This window comes from Ruegeria sp. AM4, assembly GCF_056540665.1.
Window position 1 is genome coordinate 163,860 of the sequence record NZ_JBQFXD010000005.1, and the last position, 16,582, is coordinate 180,441.

The following is a 16,582-nucleotide window of genomic DNA, read 5'->3' on the forward strand; positions in this document are numbered from 1 at the left end:
CATTTGATCCGTATGCCTCTTTTGGTCTAAGCGCGCTGCTATGGATCACTTTCTCTACCGCGACGGCGCGCTTTACGCCGAAGATGTCCCAATCTCCGAAATCGCCGCTGCGGTCGGAACCCCGTTCTATGTCTATTCGACGGCCACTCTGCTGCGGCATTTTCAGCTTTTTGATGACGCTTTGGAAGGTACCGATCATCTCGTCTGCTATGCGATGAAAGCGGCCAGCAATCAGGCAATCCTGAAGACGCTGGCGCAGGCCGGTGCAGGGATGGATGTTGTCTCGGGCGGGGAATATTTGCGTGCCAAGGCTGCGGGTGTTCCGGGCGACAAGATCGTGTTTTCGGGCGTCGGCAAGACAGCGGACGAAATCCGTGCCGCGCTGACCGGCGGCATCCGTCAGTTCAACGTCGAATCCGAACCAGAGATGGAAGTGATCAATGCGGTCGCTTTGGAATTGGGAAAGGTCGCGCCGATCACCGTGCGGGTGAACCCGGATGTGGACGCAAAGACACATGCCAAGATTGCCACCGGCAAATCCGAAAACAAGTTTGGTATCCCGATATCGCGCGCCTCAGAAGTCTATGCGCTTGCCGCCCGCCTGCCGGGGTTGGAAGTGATCGGGATCGACGTTCATATCGGTTCGCAACTGACCGAGTTGGAGCCGTTTGAACTGGCCTACTCCAAGGTCGCTGAACTGACCGAGCAACTGCGTGCCGAAGGGCACAATATTCGCCGTCTGGATCTGGGCGGTGGCTTGGGCATCCCCTATACCCGCGCGAACGATGCGCCGCCGCTGCCGGTGGAATATGGTGCCCTGATCAAGAAGACCCTGGGCCATCTGGATTGCGAGATCGAAATCGAACCAGGCCGCCTGATCGCGGGCAATGCGGGTCTGATGGTCAGCAAGGTGATCTATGTGAAATCAGGCGAAGGCCGCGATTTCCTGATTCTGGACGGGGCGATGAACGACCTGATCCGCCCTGCAATGTACGAGGCACACCACGACATTGTTGCCGTCAAGGAACCCGAACCGGGTGTCGAACAACAGCCCTATGACATCGTCGGTCCAGTTTGCGAGTCGGGCGACACCTTTGCCAAGCAACGCAATATGCCCCCGTTGACACCGGGCGATCTGGTGGCGTTTCGCAGTGCCGGTGCTTATGGCGCGGTGATGTCCAGCGAATACAACACCCGACCGCTGATCCCAGAGGTGCTGGTGCATGGGGATCAATTTGCAGTTATTCGTGAACGGCCAAGCTTTGACGAAATCATAAACCGCGATACCATACCCTCGTGGCTCTGACGCGATAGGCGCGCGGGCCCGACCCGGAGGCTTGCCTTGACCGACAAACCGAACCTGCCCATTCCGCGACTTTCCGTGTGGCTTACCCATGCGGGAATGTTGGCCGAACAGGTTTTGCGCGCGTTCTGGCCCTTCTTTTCGATTCTGATGGTAGTTCTGGCGGCGCTGATGCTGGGACTGCAAGACGCGGTTGGCGTCGAAACCGTCTGGGTTACGGGCGCGCTTGCTGTGTCGTCAGCGCTGGGCGCTTTGGGTTTTGGTGTGCGTCGATTCCGTCTGCCCTCCCGGGCCGACGCCCTTGTACGGCTGGATGAAACCCTTCCCGGGCGCCCGATTCAGGCCCTGATGGACGATCAGGCCATTGGCGCGATGGACGCGGATTCGGTGGCGCTGTGGCGGGCGCATCAGGCGCGTATGGCAACCCGGGCAGCGCAGGCCGGGCCGGTCCGGCCTGATCTGCGGCTGGCGTCCCGCGACCCATATGCGTTGCGCTATGCGGCGATGCTGGCGCTGGTGGTTGCGACGCTCTTCGGGTCATTCTGGCGGATCGGGTCGGTCGCAGACATGACCCCCGGTGCTGCAGTTGCCGGTCAGGGGCCCACTTGGGAAGGCTGGGTTGAACCGCCGCGCTATACCGGCCTGCCGACATTGTATCTAGCAGATCAGGACGACCCGACACTGTCTGTGCCACAGGGCAGCCGTATCACCTTGCGATTCTATGGCGAGGTTGGGGCGCATACGTTGACCGAGACAGCTTCGACCACCGGCGCCGAGGCGGCTGCCGAGCCCGAGCAGGAATTCATCGCCGAGCGCTCAGGCCAGATGCGCATCGAAGGCCCGGCAGGGCGCGACTGGGTCTTGAGCGTCGTGGAAGACGAAGCCCCCCAGATCGCCGTGGCGGGTATGGCCGAGGCCGAGGCGGGCGGGCAAATGAAGCTGCCGTTTGCGGCCAACGACGACTATGGCGTCGTGTCAGGTTCCGCAGAGATCACGCTGGATCTGGATGCGGTCGAAAGGCGTTTTGGGCTGAAAGTCGACCCCGAACCGCGTGAGGTGATTGAGGTTCAGTTGCCGATGCCCATCACCGGAGACCGGTCAGATTTCACCGAAGACCTGATCGAAGATTTCTCGCAGCACCCCTGGGCGCACCTGCCGGTCACGATCACGCTGCAGGTGGTGGACGATGCCGATCAGACCGCGTCGTCGGAGCCTTACAAGACGGCTTTGCCCGCGCGACGTTTCTTTGATCCGCTGGCAGCGGCAGTCATCGAACAGCGCCGCGACCTGCTGTGGTCCAAGACAAATGCCGCTCGGGTGGCGCAATTGCTGCGGGCGGTCTCGCACCGGCCCGAAGGCCTGTTTCGCTCGGATACGGCCTATCTGCGCCTACGCGTGCTGTTGCGCCGCTTGGAAACATTTACGCGATACGATCTGAAGCCAAAGCAGCAGGAAGAAATTGCGCGAGCGCTGTGGGATCTCGCGGTGCTGATCGAGGATGGCACCCTTGCCGACGCTCTGGAGCGGATGCGCCGGGCGCAAGAACGTCTGACCGAGGCGATGCAGAACGGGGCCAGCGACGAAGAGATCGCTGAACTGATGCAGGAGCTGCGCGAAGCCACGCAGGACTATATGCGCCAATTGCAGCGTCTGGCGCAGGAAAACGGTGAAACGCAGGACGGTCAGCAAGGACCGAACGGCGAAACCATGCAGATGACACAAGACGATCTGCAACGCATGATGGACCGCATTCAGGAACTGATGGAACAAGGCCGCATGGCCGAGGCGCAGCAGGCGTTGGAAGAGTTCCAACAGATGATGGAGAACATGCGCGTCACGCAGGGACAGGGTCAGGGTGGCCAGTCCGAAGGACAGCAGGCCATGGAAGGATTGGCCGAAACGCTGCGTGAACAGCAGGGCCTCAGCGATCAGGCATTCCGCGACCTGCAGGAACAGTTCAACCCCGGCGCGCAAGCAGGCGAGAGTCAGGGCAACGAGGGTCAGTCCGGCGGTCAGGGCCGCGGGCAGAGCCACGAAGGCCAAGGTGGTCAAGGCCAGGGTCAGGATCAGGCTGGCGAAGGGCAGCAGGGCCAGGGATCGCTGGCAGACCGACAACAAGCCCTGCGTGACGAACTCAACCGTCAGCAACAAGGCCTGCCGGGTGCCGGAACGCCCGAAGGCGATGCTGCGCGCGAGGCGCTGGGCCGCGCGGGCCGCGCCATGGACGAAGCCGAGGACGCCTTGCGCGGTGACGATCTGGCCGAAGCAATCGACCGCCAGTCCGAGGCGATGGAGGCCCTGCGCGAAGGCATGCGCTCTCTGGGCGAGGCCTTGGCGCAGAACCAACAGAACCAACCGGGGCAGGGCACGCAGGACGGCGACATGCAGGCCAACAGCCGTGACCCGCTGGGCCGCAATCCGGGGTCTGCCGGGTCGATCTCAACCGAAGAGGACCTTCTGCAAGGCGAAGATGTCTATCGCCGTGCGCGCGAGTTGCTGGATGAAATTCGCCGCCGGACCGGAGAATCCGACCGGCCGCAAATTGAACTGGACTACCTCAAACGGTTGTTGGAGCGGTTCTGACGCGTAACGCGGCCTTAGTTCTCGGCCGCGCCCCCGGTCTGTGCTTCAAGCCACAGGCGCGCCTGATCGACAAATGAGACATACGATTTCAGCACCGGATCGGCCTGCGGAACGGTTTCGCTGATCTGGGTGGCGTTGCTGTAGACCAGCAGCAAAATGACCCCGATGATGACGATCAACGCAAACCCGCGCAGGAAGCCGCCCGATTTGCGCGGGGCTGCTGTTGCTTCGTCGCCCTTTGCGCTGTCGTCGCTTTTCAGACCAGTGTTGATGGTCTCGACATCGGGCAATTCGTCCTTTTGTCCGGCATCAGCGGCGGTCGCGCTCGCCGCTGGCCGCTTGGGTTTGACCTTTGCCTCAGCGGGCTGATCCAGCGCCAGATCCGGTTGGCTTTCCAGGCTGGTTGTGCCTTCCTTAGCGCGCAATTCAGCCTCGCGCGCGGCCTCTTCCTTGAGGATGCTGGCAACGGCCGGGTCAACATTGCCCGAGTCGGCTGGGGCTTTTTCGGCCTCCGGCGCGGGTTCTGGCGCAGCGGGTGGTGCCTCGGCGGGTTTTTCCTCATCCTTGGCTTGCGGCGGTTTTGGTTCCGCCTGATCGTCCTTGGCTTCGGGGTGTTTGGGCTGAAACCAGGTCTGTTCGCAATTCGAACATTGGACATCCCGTCCGCTTTCGGGGATGACGTCGTCCGGCACTTCGTACTGAGCGCTGCAATTCGGACATGTGAGTCGCATACTGCCTCCTGGCCTGACTGCCGGCCTGATAGTTTTCTTGCGATGATATTCCGTTAAGCCCCAACAGCAAAGCGTGTTTTCGGCCTCACGGGCCAAGTGTCGCCAATTGGTCCCTTTGCAGGCATTGAAACTGAGGCCGCGCTCGGGCAAGAGAGGCTGTATAACAAAGGGGACAGGCGTGATCGAGCTCGAAAGTGTCAGCTACAGCTATGGCGGCGGCGAACTGCTGAGCGATGTGTCGCTGCAATTGCAGTCGGGTTCGTTCCATTTTCTGACTGGCCCATCAGGGGCGGGCAAAACCACCTTTCTGAAACTCTGCTATGGCGCGTTGCTGCCGACCTCGGGACGGCTGAGCGCCTTTGGCGAGGATGTCGCAGGCTTGGATCGGGACCAGATGGCGGTTCTGCGTCGCCGGATCGGCATGGTCCATCAGGATTGCCGCTTTCTGGATCACATGACGCTGGCGGAAAACGTGGCTTTGCCGCTGATGGTGTCTGGCCGCGCTGCCGAAGCGGAACAAGACAATCTGACCGAGCTGTTGAATTGGGTTGGTCTGGGCGCGCGGCTTGGGGCGCATCCGCCCGAATTATCGGGCGGCGAGCGGCAACGGGCGGCATTGGCACGGGCGGTGATCTTGTCACCGGATATCGTTCTGGCAGATGAACCCACCGGCAATGTCGATTGGGAGATGTCACAGCGTCTGCTGCGCCTGCTGATCGAACTGAACCGAATGGGCAAGACCGTGCTGATCGCAACGCATGACCTGAGCTTGATCCGCGCCGCCAAAAGCCAGGTCCAGGCGCGGGTGCTGCGCATTTCACAACGCAAGCTGCAATTGGCAGGAGCAGATCTATGAGCGGCGACGATTTCCGCAATCTGCTGCGCCGCGACCGTCGCGCGGATCGCGTTGTGCCGCCCACTGGGTTCACCGCGCAACTGACACTATTTGTATCCGGGGCGATGGCGTTTCTGGCCGTCTTTGCGCTGGCGCTGTCGCTTGCGTCGGGCCGATTGGCCGAGCGTTGGGCTTCGGAACTGGCTGGGGCGGCAACGTTGCGCATCAACGCGCCAGCGGATCAGCTTGCAGCGCAGACCGAGGCGGCGTTGACCGTTTTGAATCAAACGCCGGGCGTGGCCTCGGCCCGGGCTTTGACGACCGAGGAGCAGGCGGCCCTGCTGGCCCCCTGGTTCGGGCCGGACCTGCCGCTGGACACGCTGCCGGTCCCGCAACTGATCGAGATTACCGAAGGAGAACCCGGTCTGGATGCGGCAGGGCTGCGCCTGCGGCTGGGGGCCGAGGTGCCCGGTGCGGTGCTGGACGATCATTCGCGCTGGCGTGAGCCGCTGGTTACGGCAGCCAATTCGTTGCGGCGGCTGGGCGTGATCTCGATCCTGTTGATCGGCGGGGCCACGGCGGCAATGATAACCCTCGCGGCCAACGCCTCGCTTGCTGCCAATGCGCAGATCATCGAGGTATTGCGTCAGGTTGGGGCCAAGGACCGTTTTATCGCCGGAGCCTTTGTCCGACGTTTCACCTTTCGCGCCTTGTTCGGCGCGGCGGTTGGAACCCTGCTCGGCATGAGCGGCGTATTACTGTTGCCCGAAGCGTCGGCAGAGGGCGGTTTTCTGACCGGTCTGGGCTTTCAGGGCGTCGGATGGCTGCTACCGGCTCTGATCCCCGTTTTGGGGGCCTGTGTTGCGTTTGTCGCCACATGGTCTGCCGCGCGGCGTAAGTTGAAGGAGCTTTCGTGATGTCCAAAGCGATCCAATGGGTGCGGTCCTTGATCTTCATGATCACGATCTATGCCTGGATGCTGATTCTTGGCGTCGTCTTTGCGCCTTATGCGCTGTTTTCGAAACGCGGAGCCCTGCAAGCGTGCAAGACCTATGCCCGAACAACCAAATGGTTGGCTGGCTGGATGGTCGGCATCAGGTGCGAAGTGCGTGGATCGGTGCCGACGGGCGAGGTCGTGGTCGGCGCCAAACACCAATCCTTTCTCGACATCATAATGATTTTCGACGCCGTCCCGCACGGCAAGTTCATCATGAAGCGCGAGTTGCTGTGGACGCCGGTTATCGGAATGTACGCCCGGCGTTTGGGTTGCATTCCAGTTAATCGCGGAAGAAAGGGAGCGGCTGTGGCCAAGATGGTCAAAGACGTGGCAAAGGAGTTCAGCGAACCCGGTCAGTTGGTGATCTATCCGCAAGGCACGCGCGTCGCTCCTGGGGTGCAAAAACCCTACAAGGTCGGTACGGCCGTTCTGTATGAGGGTCTGGGTTTTCCCTGTGTGCCGGTGGCCACAAATGCGGGTGTGTTCTGGCCACGGACCGGGATTTTGCGCAAACCCGGTCTGGCGATCGTCGACTTTCTAGACCCGATTGAACCGGGTGTAGCGCGAAACGCGTTTTTGGGGCGACTGGAAGACGTGATCGAGACGCGCTCAAATGAATTGATGCGAGAAGTGGGGTTTGATCCGGATGCGGTTCATTGACGACATCGAGGCGCTTGAGGCGCTCTATGGAACACCTGGCGCGCCGTCGATCCGAAAGGTCGCGCATCAGCTGACGCCGCTCTATCGGAAATGGATCATGGCCTCGCGCCTCTGTGTCCTCAGCACCGTTGGACCCGAAGGTGTCGATGGCAGCCCGCGCGGCGATGACGGCCCGGTTGTGCTGGAGCTGGACCCAAAGACCCTGGCGTTACCCGACTGGCGAGGCAACAACCGCTTGGATTCGCTGCGCAACATCGTGCGTGATCCGCGTGTCTCGCTGATGTTCATGGTGCCGGGGTCCAACAACGTCATCCGGGTCAATGGACGGGCGCGCCTGACCGACGATGCGGACTTGAGCAGCCGGTTCGAAAAACACGGCAAACGACCGGCAACTGTTGCCGTGATCGAAATCTCAGAGATTTACACCCAATGCGCCCGCGCGCTGATCCGGGCGAAGACATGGACGAGCGGCGACGAAAGCGCCGATCTGCCAAGCGTCGGCCAGATTTTGGCCGAGGTGAGCGCGGGCGAAGAAGGCGGCGCGCAGTATGACGAGGAATGGGCCCCGCGCGCCGCTAAGACGATGTGGTAGTGACCTGTCGACGCTGGCTTCAATGCGCGGCCGCACCCATTTTGGCGACATTGTCGATCCAGCGTTCGACGCTTCCGGGCTTTGGGTGGCTCGCTGCGGAAAAATAGGTAAAGCGCGTGGGTTTGAATCCAACAAAGCCCAGAATCTGGTCGCGTAGTTGGCGCAAAAGCGCTTGCCGATAGACCAGACGCATGAACCAACCTGGCGTATCTGATGTCATGATCACCCGCGCGGTACGTCCTGTCAGCATCGGTGCCGGAAATCCGATCTTCGTGGTTGTGCGCGTATCAAAGGTTCGGCCCGGAAGGAATGTCCGGTCGATCAGGCCCTTCAATTTGGCGGGCAGACCTCCCCACCACATTGGGGTCGTCAGAACCAGGTGATCGCTCCACTCGAGATTCTGCAAAACCTGTTCGAGCACGGGTTCAAGTGGTTTGTAATCCTCGTAACTGCTCTGACCATAGTCGTGATCGAATTGCAGATCGCTCAGATGAGCCATTCGAACCTCGTGACCCTCGGCAAGTGCAGCGTCCGCATAGGTTTGCGCAAAAGTGCGCGACAGGCTGGTTCTGGCGGGATGTCCATCCAGAACGAATATCTTTTTAGCAGGCATTATGATTCTCCATAAATTGACCACGGTCACTTTCTAAAGCAATAAATTGACCACGGTCAATTAAAAATTTGACCACGGTCAAAAATTGTGCCACCAAGCGCTATGCCAAAGCCGATTCAAAAACGAACTCTCAAAACGCGCGCGCGCCTGATCTCTGCCGCCGAGAACGAGATTCAAAACGGTGGGTACGAAGCCTTGCGGGTCGAAGAAGTGGTTCAGGCTGCCGGCGTGGCCAAGGGAACGTTCTTCGCGCATTTCCGGGACAAAGATGCGCTAATGGAAATCCTGTTGGCGGAGAAATTGAATGCCTGTCTAGATCTGGCCGAGGCGGGATCGCCGCCAAAATCCGTGCCCGAGATCATCGCGGCGCTTGGCCCGGTTCACAGTTTCATGACGGTTGAACGCTATGTTTTCGACCTGCTCATCAGGTATTCGGGCGCAACAGCGATCGCCGAAATCGGACCGATTGCCTATTTCTTCGAACGGTATTTCAGGGTCGTCATGATGTGGCTCGAAGACGCCGACATGCGCAAAGACGTCCCCTCTGAGCTGTTGGCGGAAGGGGTGCAGGCGTTCGCCATTCAGTCCATGTCGCTTAGATTTTGTGCCTTGCACGCCTCGACCAGTTTCGATGACAGGCTGAACGCCTATCTCAAGGCGTGGTTGACCCCGACGAGGTAATCGCCGGGGTCTTTCAATTAGCTATGGATCGGTCCGTCGCCGCAGGCCAGCGCGGCCTCGCGCACGGCTTCGGAATAGGTCGGGTGGGCATGGCAGGTCAGGGCCAGATCCTCGGCCGAAGCGCCGAATTCCATGGCTACGCAGACCTCATGGATCAGATCACCTGCGGCAGGGCCGATGATATGCGCGCCCAGAATGCGGTCGGTTTCCTTGTCGGCGAGGATTTTTACAAACCCGTCGGCGGCAAAATTGGCCTTGGCGCGACCGTTGCCCATGAACATGAACTTGCCAACCTTGTAGGCGCGGCCTTGTTCCTTGAGCGTCGCTTCGGTTTCGCCGACATTGGCGACCTCGGGCCAGGTATAGATTACACCGGGAATGACGCCGTAATTCACGTGGCCGTGCTTGCCTGCGACCTGTTCGGCGGCGGCCATGCCTTCGTCCTCGGCCTTGTGCGCCAGCATCGGGCCTTCGGTGACATCGCCGATCGCATAGATGCCAGGCACATTGGTCTGCCAGTCCGCCCCGACCTTGATCTGGCCACGCGGCGTCATCTCGACACCCAGCGCGTCCAGCCCCAGCCCGTCGGAATACGGCTTGCGCCCTGTGGCAACCAGCACCGTGTCCGCGTCGATCACATGTTCGCTGCCATCCTTGAGCAGCTTGTAGGTGACCTTGGCCTTGGTCTTGGTCGCTTCGGTCTTTTGCACCGCCGCGCCCATGACAAATTTCAGGCTCTGCTTCTTGAGGATGCGCTGGAAGGTTTTCTGTACCTCGGGGTCCATACCGGGCGTGATTTCCTTGAGGAATTCGATCACCGTCACCTCAGCCCCCAGACGACTGTAGACCGAGCCGAGTTCTAGTCCGATCACACCTGCGCCGATCACCACCATCTTCTTGGGGATCTTACCCAGCGCCAGCGCACCGGTTGAGGTGACGACAACCTTTTCATCGACCTCGACGCCGGGCAGGGACGAAGGCTCGGATCCGGACGCGATGATGATGTTCTTGGCCTCGTGAACTTCGTCCCCCACCTTGACCTGACCGGCGGCGGGGATCGAGCCCCAACCTTTCAGCCAGTCGATCTTGTTCTTCTTGAACAGGAATTCGATGCCCTTGGTATTACCGTCGATGACCTCATCCTTGTAGGCCTGCATTTGCTTCCAATCGACCGAAGGCGATTTGCCCTTCAGACCCATCTTGGCAAAGTTGTGCTCGGCCTCGTGCAGTTGATGGCTGGCATGCAACAGCGCCTTGGACGGGATGCAGCCCACGTTCAGGCAGGTGCCGCCCAGCGTGTCGCGCCCTTCGACCACGGCGGTTTTCAGACCCAGTTGAGCACAGCGGATGGCGCAGACATAGCCGCCAGGACCCGCTCCGATTACGATGACGTCATAATTTGACATTTTGTTCTCCTAAACCCCGTAGAGTTTACTAGTGAAAGCAATGCCCTGCCGGTGGCAGGGCGAAATTTCTGAGTTCAAACCGGTTCCAGCACTTTGACCTGGATATGCGCCACGCCACCCCGTTCGTGGTGCATGGCCAACTCTTCGGAGTCAAAGAACTCGCGCGCGCGCGTCAGGTCGGCCACCTCGAACATTGCGACCGCGTGGTCGGCCTGATCGGGGTCTTTCCAGACATGGAGGTCGTGGATACCCGCGGCCTCTCGCATGGGTTTGTCTTCCCGAAAAACCTTCAGCCAGGCATCGAAATCGGCCACATCGGCCTGCCAGAGTACATGTGCTGCCATGATTACAGATCCATCAACAGGCGGCGTGGGTCTTCCAGCGCCTCTTTCACGCGAACAAGGAAGGTCACAGCACCTTTGCCGTCGACAATCCGGTGATCGTAAGACAGGGCAAGATACATCATCGGGCGAATCTTGATCTCACCATTGATGACCATCGGACGGTCCTGGATCTTGTGCATGCCCAGAATGCCGGATTGCGGCGGGTTCAGGATCGGCGAAGACATCAGCGAGCCGTAGACACCGCCGTTTGAGATGGTGAAAGTGCCGCCCTGCATTTCCGCCATGCTCAGCTTGCCGTCACGGGCGCGGCGGCCTTTTTCGGCAATCGCCTTTTCGATCGCGGCAAAGGACATGCTGTCAGCGTCCCTGATCACAGGAACGACCAAGCCCTGCGGCGTACCGGCCGCTACACCCATATGTACGAAGTTCTTGTAGACGATGTCGGTGCCATCGATCTCGGCATTGACCTCGGGCACTTCTTTCAGCGCGTGACAGCAGGCCTTGGTGAAGAAGGACATAAAGCCAAGCCGGACACCATGCTTCTTTTCGAACTGGTCCTTGTACTGATTGCGCAGGGCCATCACCTCGGTCATGTCCACCTCGTTGTAGGTGGTCAGGATCGCGGCGGTGTTCTGCGCATCTTTCAGACGTTTGGCAATGGTTTGGCGCAGGCGCGTCATGCGGACACGTTCCTCGCGCGATGCATCCTGCGCTGCGACGGGCGCGCGTGGCGCCTGAGCTGCCGGGGCGGGCGCAGACGGAGCGGACGCCGGGGCCGAGGCGGTTACAACCGCTTTGGCCACGTCTTCCTTCATGATCCGACCATCGCGACCCGTGCCGGTTACCTGATCGGCGGACAGGCCAGCCTCGGCCATCGCTTTCTCGGCCGACGGCGCGTTTGCCACATCTTTGCCGGTGCTTGCCGCTGCTGCCGGGGCTGCCGCCGCTGCTGCGGGGGCTGCTGCTGCACCAGCTGCGGCGCCCGAGATCACCGCCAGTTTCGCACTTGCATCCACCGTTGCACCTTCCGGAGCGACGATTTCGGCCAGCACGCCGGCCGCTGGGGACGGAACCTCGACCGAGACTTTATCGGTTTCCAATTCACACAGCATTTCATCTTGCGCGACACTGTCGCCAACCTGTTTGAACCATGTGGATACCGTCGCTTCGGTCACGGATTCACCCAGCGTCGGCACCATCACATCAACGCTGCCTGCTGACGCCGCCGGGGCCGCTGCGGGTGCCGGGGCTGCCGCAGCCGCAGGGGCTGCACCGGCACCTTCACCGGCTGTGATGGTCGCGAGCAAGGCATCGACACCGACTGTTTCACCTTCGGCGGCTACAACCTCGCCCATCACACCCGCAGCTGGGGCAGGGACTTCGACCGTGACCTTGTCGGTTTCAAGCTCACAGAGCATTTCATCCACGGCGACCGCGTCGCCGGGTTTCTTGAACCATGTCGCAACCGTGGCTTCGGTTACCGATTCGCCAAGCGTGGGAACACGAACTTCAATTGACATCGTTTACTTTCCTTCAATGCTCAGCGCTTCGTTCACCAGCGCTTCTTGTTGGGCTTTGTGTTGGCTGGCCAGGCCCGTTGCGGGCGAAGCCGATGTGGCGCGGCCGACATAACGCGGCCGCGTATGTGTGGCCTTGATGCGGGTCAGCACCCATTCGATATTGGGTTCGATAAAGGTCCAGGCCCCCTGGTTCTTTGGCTCTTCCTGACACCAGATCATCTCGGCGCCCTTAAAGCGCTCAAGCTCGTTGATCAGCGAATGTGCGGGGAAGGGATAGAACTGCTCGATCCGCATCAGATAGACATCGTCGATCCCGCGCGCGTCACGCTCTTCGAGCAGGTCGTAATAGACCTTCCCGGAACACATCACCACGCGCTTGATCTTGTCATCCTTGACCAGCTTGGTGTCCGAGTTTCCGTGCTGCGCATCGTCCCACAGCACCCGGTGGAAGCTGGAACCCGTGGTGAACTCTTCGGCCCTGCTGACAGCCAGTTTGTGGCGCAGCAGCGATTTTGGCGTGACCAGGATCAGCGGCTTGCGGAAGGTGCGGTGCAACTGACGGCGCAGGATGTGGAAATAGTTCGCAGGCGTCGTGCAGTTTGCCACGATCCAGTTGTCCTGACCGCACATTTGCAGGAACCGCTCCAGACGCGCGGACGAGTGTTCTGGGCCCTGCCCTTCGAATCCGTGCGGCAGCAGGCAGACCAGACCGGACATGCGCAGCCATTTGCTTTCGCCCGAGCTGATGAACTGGTCGAACATGATCTGCGCGCCGTTGGCGAAGTCGCCGAACTGCGCCTCCCACAGGGTCAGCGCATTGGGTTCGGCCAGCGAGTAGCCGTATTCGAACCCAAGCACCGCATATTCCGACAGCATCGAGTCGATCACTTCGTAATGCGACTGCCCGGGCCGAATATTGTTGAGCGGATAGTATCGTTCCTCGTTCTCCTGATGCACAAAGCCGGAATGGCGCTGACTGAACGTACCGCGCGTTGCGTCCTGACCGGACAGCCGTACCGGGTACCCTTCGGTCAGCAACGAGCCAAAGGCCAGTGCTTCACCCGTGGCCCAGTCGAAGCCGGTGCCGGATCCGAACATCTGTTTCTTGTGCTCAAGAAGTCGGGCAACTGTCTTGTGTACTGCGATATCCGTCGGCGCATGGGTCAGGGACTTGCCGATCTCGGCCAGCGTGTCCGGGGTGATGGCGGTGTCGCCGCGCACATATTCTTCTTTGTTCTTGTCCAGATGCGACCAGCGCCCGTCCAGCCAGTCGGCTTTGTTGGGCTTATAGTCCTTGCCGGCCTCGAACTCATCATTCAGATGAGCCTGGAAGGCGGCCTTCATATCTTCGATCTCGCCTTCGGGGATCAGGCCGTCCTTGACCAGACGTTCAGTGTACAGAGACAGCGTGGTCTTATGCGTCTTGATCTTCTTGTACATGATCGGGTTGGTGAACATGGGCTCGTCGCCCTCGTTATGACCGAACCGGCGATAGCAGAAGATATCGATGACCACGTCCTTGTGGAACTTCTGGCGGAATTCTGTGGCTACCTTGGCCGCATGCACCACCGCCTCGGGGTCGTCGCCATTCACGTGGAAGATCGGCGCTTCGACCATCAGCGCGATATCTGTCGGATAGGGGCTGGAGCGGCTGAAGTGTGGCGCAGTGGTAAATCCGATCTGGTTGTTCACCACGATATGCATGGTGCCACCCGTCTTGTGGCCGCGCAGACCGGACAGGCCGAACCCTTCGGCCACCACACCCTGACCGGCAAAGGCTGCATCACCATGAAGCAGAATGCCCATTACCGCGGTGCGGTGATCATCCTTCAACTGATCCTGCTTGGCCCGGACCTTGCCCAGAACCACCGGGTTTACCGCCTCAAGGTGCGAGGGGTTGGCCGTCAGCGACAGGTGCACGCTGTTACCATCAAACTCGCGGTCGCTAGAAGCGCCGAGGTGGTATTTCACGTCACCCGAGCCATCCACATCTTCGGGCTTGAAACTGCCGCCCTGGAATTCGTTGAAGATGGCGCGATAGGGCTTGCGCATCACGTTGGCGAGGATGTTCAGGCGACCCCGGTGCGGCATCCCGATAACGATGTCGCGCACACCCAGCGCGCCACCGCGTTTGATGATCTGTTCCATCGCAGGGATCAGGCTTTCGCCACCATCCAGACCAAACCGCTTGGTGCCCATGTATTTGACATGCAGGAATTTCTCAAAGCCTTCGGCCTCGACCATCTTGTTCAGGATGGCTTTGCGGCCTTCCTTGGTGAACTGGATTTCCTTGCCGTACCCCTCGATCCGCTCCTTCAGCCAAGCGGCTTCTTCGGGGTTCGAGATATGCATGTATTGCAGCGCGAAGGTGCCGCAATAGGTCCGCTTCACGATCTCGACGATCTGACGCATGCTGGCCATCTGCAGTCCCAGCACGTTGTCGATAAAGATCGGGCGATCCATGTCGGCATCGGTAAAGCCATAGGTCTTGGGATCCAGTTCCGGGTGCGTGCTGGCCGCGCGCATGCCCAGCGGGTCCAGATTGGCGGCCAGGTGACCCCGGATGCGATAGGCCCGGATCAGCATCAGCGCTCGCAGACTGTCCAGCACCGCGCGCTTGATCTGGTCTTCGCTGACAACGACGCCTTTGTCGGCGGCCTTGTCCTTGATCTTCTTGCCCGCCGCCTTGGCGTCGATCTCGGCCCATTCGCCGGTAAGGGCACCCGTCAGATCGTCCGTCGGCATCGGCGGCCAGTCGGTCCGCGCCCAGGACGGCCCCTCGGCCTCACGTTGTACATCCGGAGTGGCGTCACCCATCTGCCGGAAGAATTCGACCCAGGCGGCATCCACCGCGCCAGGATCCCTGGTGTACTGGGCGTATAACTGCTCCAGATATTCGGCATTATGCCCCTGCATAAAGCTTGAGGCATGAAAGGCAGTGTTGGGCGTATGTTCGGTCATTGAGTTACCTCTGTTGGGTTGGGACCGTATTTGTTGGTGCCTGGTTCACTAGGGCGGGTCAGCCACCAGAGCACCAGAAGGGGCGACACAAACAGGACGATGAGTGTCGGAATGACGATCAGCAAAGTGGCGCGGGTGAACAGGATGTCCAGATTGCCACCGTGCTGGAAGCTGGACGCAAGGCCGATGCCAAAGATCAGCACCGCAAAGGCCCCGACGATCAGCAGGATCGGCAACAGAGCGTAAAGCCCGCTGCGCCCGGTATCATGCATCCGTCGCCACGCGACCGCGAGGTGCGGGATAAAAACGATCAGGCCGACGATGCTCTGCACCGGCGCCGAGGAAGTCGCGGTTGTGGTCGAGACCCCGTCCGCCTCGGTTGTGGTGACCTGTGTGAAGAATTGCCAGTCGATGATCCCGGCGATGATATTCCAGATCACGATGAACAGGAAAAAGAACCAGTATTCGGGCCGCGAGGCACGCCCTGAGAACGTGAAGAATTTGGAGAAACAAGTGCGGATGGCGTCAGAGAAGGTCATGGTTCACTCAACTCCAATCCTCGATGGATTTCCAACGCAAACGCGGTATTGGGCTCTCGCCCAAAGCCATCCACGAACTGCGATTCATCAAATCGAAAAAACTGGATGGAAGCACGACCTGCACCAAGCTGTGGTTCCAATACGGGCCGATCTTCCAAAATACCGAATTTCACGAGTAATCCGGCTGCCCCTGCAAGTGGGCGGTGGGGCGGATGACCTGAAGTGTATTCGGTCACAACACGGGCAGGGCCGTACTCAGATTCGTAAGTTTCCTCATCGAAGTCCCAGATAGCATCCTTTAATTGAGTCGCGTCGCCATGCGAGGCGCCAAAATACCTGCATCCCAATGTCTTCTTGGGAGATGTGGCCCCCGGTTGGTCGTAGAGCATCAAGAACGCCAAAGGCTCTCGTTTCCATAGCAATGCGTCATAAACGCCGCGTTCTGACACTTGGGAAATGGTTTCCATATGCTCTTGCATGGGAGGTATGACGCCAGCATTTGTGTCCAAGCCGAGTGAGTTATAGCCTTCGTCAACCAGCGCATGGAAAAGATACCCATCCGCAACAAGCTTTGGCGTCAATTTGGGGTAGGGCGCGCGAAACTTTGTCCATCCGCGCTCATAGAACTGCCGTGCAACTGATGCTCTATCACTTGTTGCCCAAGTGCATAGATCAAGAACATCTCGAGTTGGTTTTGATAAATCGAGATCAGCTTTGGCAATGCCTGGAACCAGCGAAATTGAGGCGCACATGGCGAACACCAAGAAATGCCCCATGCGAGAGGACCTCTCCCCCCGCCGGAACCCATAGTTTTCTT

The 16,582-nt window shown here is 59.9% G+C and carries 15 protein-coding genes; 7 read left to right on the forward strand and 8 right to left on the reverse strand.

What is annotated here, in order from left to right:
* The first annotated feature begins 40 nt into the window (after nt 1-40).
* Nucleotides 41-1,306, forward strand: coding sequence for a diaminopimelate decarboxylase (gene lysA, locus ACR0JA_RS12115; RefSeq protein WP_480574728.1), 1,266 nt, complete (start codon nt 41-43; stop codon nt 1,304-1,306).
* A gap of 36 nt (nt 1,307-1,342) precedes the next feature.
* Nucleotides 1,343-3,886: a TIGR02302 family protein gene (locus ACR0JA_RS12120; RefSeq protein ID WP_480574730.1), complete on the forward strand. Its 2,544-nt coding sequence runs from the start codon at nt 1,343-1,345 to the stop codon at nt 3,884-3,886.
* 14 nt (nt 3,887-3,900) lie between these two features.
* Here ACR0JA_RS12120 and ACR0JA_RS12125 read toward each other — a convergent pair whose 3' ends face one another.
* Complete coding sequence (locus ACR0JA_RS12125; protein WP_480574733.1) at nt 3,901-4,617, reverse strand: zinc-ribbon domain-containing protein; 717 nt, start codon at nt 4,615-4,617, stop codon at nt 3,901-3,903.
* Between the two features lie 178 nt (nt 4,618-4,795).
* On the opposite strand from ACR0JA_RS12125, the gene ACR0JA_RS12130 reads away from it, so the two are divergent.
* From ACR0JA_RS12130 to ACR0JA_RS12145, 4 genes are read left to right on the forward strand one after another with little or no spacing between them, the layout of a single operon-like run.
* On the forward strand, nt 4,796-5,473 hold the full coding sequence (locus ACR0JA_RS12130) for a cell division ATP-binding protein FtsE (protein ID WP_480574736.1): 678 nt from the start codon (nt 4,796-4,798) through the stop codon (nt 5,471-5,473).
* Nucleotides 5,470-6,369, forward strand: a complete 900-nt coding sequence (locus tag ACR0JA_RS12135; RefSeq protein WP_480574739.1) for a cell division protein FtsX — start codon at nt 5,470-5,472, stop codon at nt 6,367-6,369. Before ACR0JA_RS12130 ends, ACR0JA_RS12135 begins: the two co-directional genes overlap by 4 nt.
* Entirely contained in the window at nt 6,369-7,109 is a 741-nt protein-coding gene (locus tag ACR0JA_RS12140; protein ID WP_480574742.1) for a lysophospholipid acyltransferase family protein, read from the forward strand. The genes ACR0JA_RS12135 and ACR0JA_RS12140 overlap by 1 nt, the downstream gene beginning before the upstream one ends.
* The gene (locus tag ACR0JA_RS12145; protein WP_480574745.1) at nt 7,096-7,701 is read left to right on the forward strand and encodes a pyridoxamine 5'-phosphate oxidase family protein; all 606 of its coding nucleotides are present in this window, start codon (nt 7,096-7,098) and stop codon (nt 7,699-7,701) included. The genes ACR0JA_RS12140 and ACR0JA_RS12145 overlap by 14 nt, the downstream gene beginning before the upstream one ends.
* A 19-nt stretch (nt 7,702-7,720) precedes the next feature.
* Here ACR0JA_RS12145 and ACR0JA_RS12150 read toward each other — a convergent pair whose 3' ends face one another.
* Nucleotides 7,721-8,314 (reverse strand): NAD(P)H-dependent oxidoreductase, encoded by a 594-nt coding sequence (locus ACR0JA_RS12150; protein ID WP_480574748.1) that lies wholly within the window; start codon nt 8,312-8,314, stop codon nt 7,721-7,723.
* A gap of 102 nt (nt 8,315-8,416) precedes the next feature.
* Here ACR0JA_RS12150 and ACR0JA_RS12155 point away from each other — a divergent pair, with 102 nt between their 5' ends.
* Complete coding sequence (locus ACR0JA_RS12155; RefSeq protein WP_480574751.1) at nt 8,417-8,995, forward strand: TetR/AcrR family transcriptional regulator; 579 nt, start codon at nt 8,417-8,419, stop codon at nt 8,993-8,995.
* A 17-nt stretch (nt 8,996-9,012) separates the two neighbouring features.
* Here ACR0JA_RS12155 and lpdA read toward each other — a convergent pair whose 3' ends face one another.
* The 6 genes from lpdA to ACR0JA_RS12185 form a co-directional block, all read right to left on the reverse strand.
* Nucleotides 9,013-10,401: a dihydrolipoyl dehydrogenase gene (gene lpdA, locus ACR0JA_RS12160; protein ID WP_480574754.1), complete on the reverse strand. Its 1,389-nt coding sequence runs from the start codon at nt 10,399-10,401 to the stop codon at nt 9,013-9,015.
* A gap of 74 nt (nt 10,402-10,475) precedes the next feature.
* The gene (locus tag ACR0JA_RS12165; protein ID WP_480574757.1) at nt 10,476-10,745 is read right to left on the reverse strand and encodes a hypothetical protein; all 270 of its coding nucleotides are present in this window, start codon (nt 10,743-10,745) and stop codon (nt 10,476-10,478) included.
* Nucleotides 10,746-10,747: 2 nt separating this feature from the next.
* Nucleotides 10,748-12,265, reverse strand: coding sequence for a 2-oxoglutarate dehydrogenase complex dihydrolipoyllysine-residue succinyltransferase (gene odhB / locus ACR0JA_RS12170; RefSeq protein ID WP_480574760.1), 1,518 nt, complete (start codon nt 12,263-12,265; stop codon nt 10,748-10,750).
* Nucleotides 12,266-12,268: 3 nt separating this feature from the next.
* Complete coding sequence (locus ACR0JA_RS12175; RefSeq protein WP_480574762.1) at nt 12,269-15,226, reverse strand: 2-oxoglutarate dehydrogenase E1 component; 2,958 nt, start codon at nt 15,224-15,226, stop codon at nt 12,269-12,271.
* Entirely contained in the window at nt 15,223-15,765 is a 543-nt protein-coding gene (locus tag ACR0JA_RS12180) for a DUF805 domain-containing protein (RefSeq protein ID WP_480574765.1), read from the reverse strand. The genes ACR0JA_RS12175 and ACR0JA_RS12180 overlap by 4 nt, the downstream gene beginning before the upstream one ends.
* Complete coding sequence (locus tag ACR0JA_RS12185) at nt 15,762-16,541, reverse strand: hypothetical protein (protein ID WP_480574768.1); 780 nt, start codon at nt 16,539-16,541, stop codon at nt 15,762-15,764. The genes ACR0JA_RS12180 and ACR0JA_RS12185 overlap by 4 nt, the downstream gene beginning before the upstream one ends.
* Nucleotides 16,542-16,582: the final 41 nt, after the last annotated feature.

Excerpts from the sequence above, each read along its gene's own strand:
- ACR0JA_RS12165 (WP_480574757.1), bottom strand. The coding sequence starts at position 10,745 with ATGGCAGCACATGTACTCTGGCAGGCCGATGTGGCCGATTTCGATGCC.
- odhB (WP_480574760.1), bottom strand. The coding sequence starts at position 12,265 with ATGTCAATTGAAGTTCGTGTTCCCACGCTTGGCGAATCGGTAACCGAA.
- lysA (WP_480574728.1), top strand. The coding sequence starts at position 41 with ATGGATCACTTTCTCTACCGCGACGGCGCGCTTTACGCCGAAGATGTC.
- ACR0JA_RS12155 (WP_480574751.1), top strand. The coding sequence starts at position 8,417 with ATGCCAAAGCCGATTCAAAAACGAACTCTCAAAACGCGCGCGCGCCTG.
- ACR0JA_RS12150 (WP_480574748.1), bottom strand. The coding sequence starts at position 8,314 with ATGCCTGCTAAAAAGATATTCGTTCTGGATGGACATCCCGCCAGAACC.
- ACR0JA_RS12135 (WP_480574739.1), top strand. The coding sequence starts at position 5,470 with ATGAGCGGCGACGATTTCCGCAATCTGCTGCGCCGCGACCGTCGCGCG.
- lpdA (WP_480574754.1), bottom strand. The coding sequence starts at position 10,401 with ATGTCAAATTATGACGTCATCGTAATCGGAGCGGGTCCTGGCGGCTAT.
- ACR0JA_RS12140 (WP_480574742.1), top strand. The coding sequence starts at position 6,369 with ATGTCCAAAGCGATCCAATGGGTGCGGTCCTTGATCTTCATGATCACG.
- ACR0JA_RS12125 (WP_480574733.1), bottom strand. The coding sequence starts at position 4,617 with ATGCGACTCACATGTCCGAATTGCAGCGCTCAGTACGAAGTGCCGGAC.
- ACR0JA_RS12180 (WP_480574765.1), bottom strand. The coding sequence starts at position 15,765 with ATGACCTTCTCTGACGCCATCCGCACTTGTTTCTCCAAATTCTTCACG.
- ACR0JA_RS12145 (WP_480574745.1), top strand. The coding sequence starts at position 7,096 with ATGCGGTTCATTGACGACATCGAGGCGCTTGAGGCGCTCTATGGAACA.
- ACR0JA_RS12185 (WP_480574768.1), bottom strand. The coding sequence starts at position 16,541 with ATGGGGCATTTCTTGGTGTTCGCCATGTGCGCCTCAATTTCGCTGGTT.
- ACR0JA_RS12175 (WP_480574762.1), bottom strand. The coding sequence starts at position 15,226 with ATGACCGAACATACGCCCAACACTGCCTTTCATGCCTCAAGCTTTATG.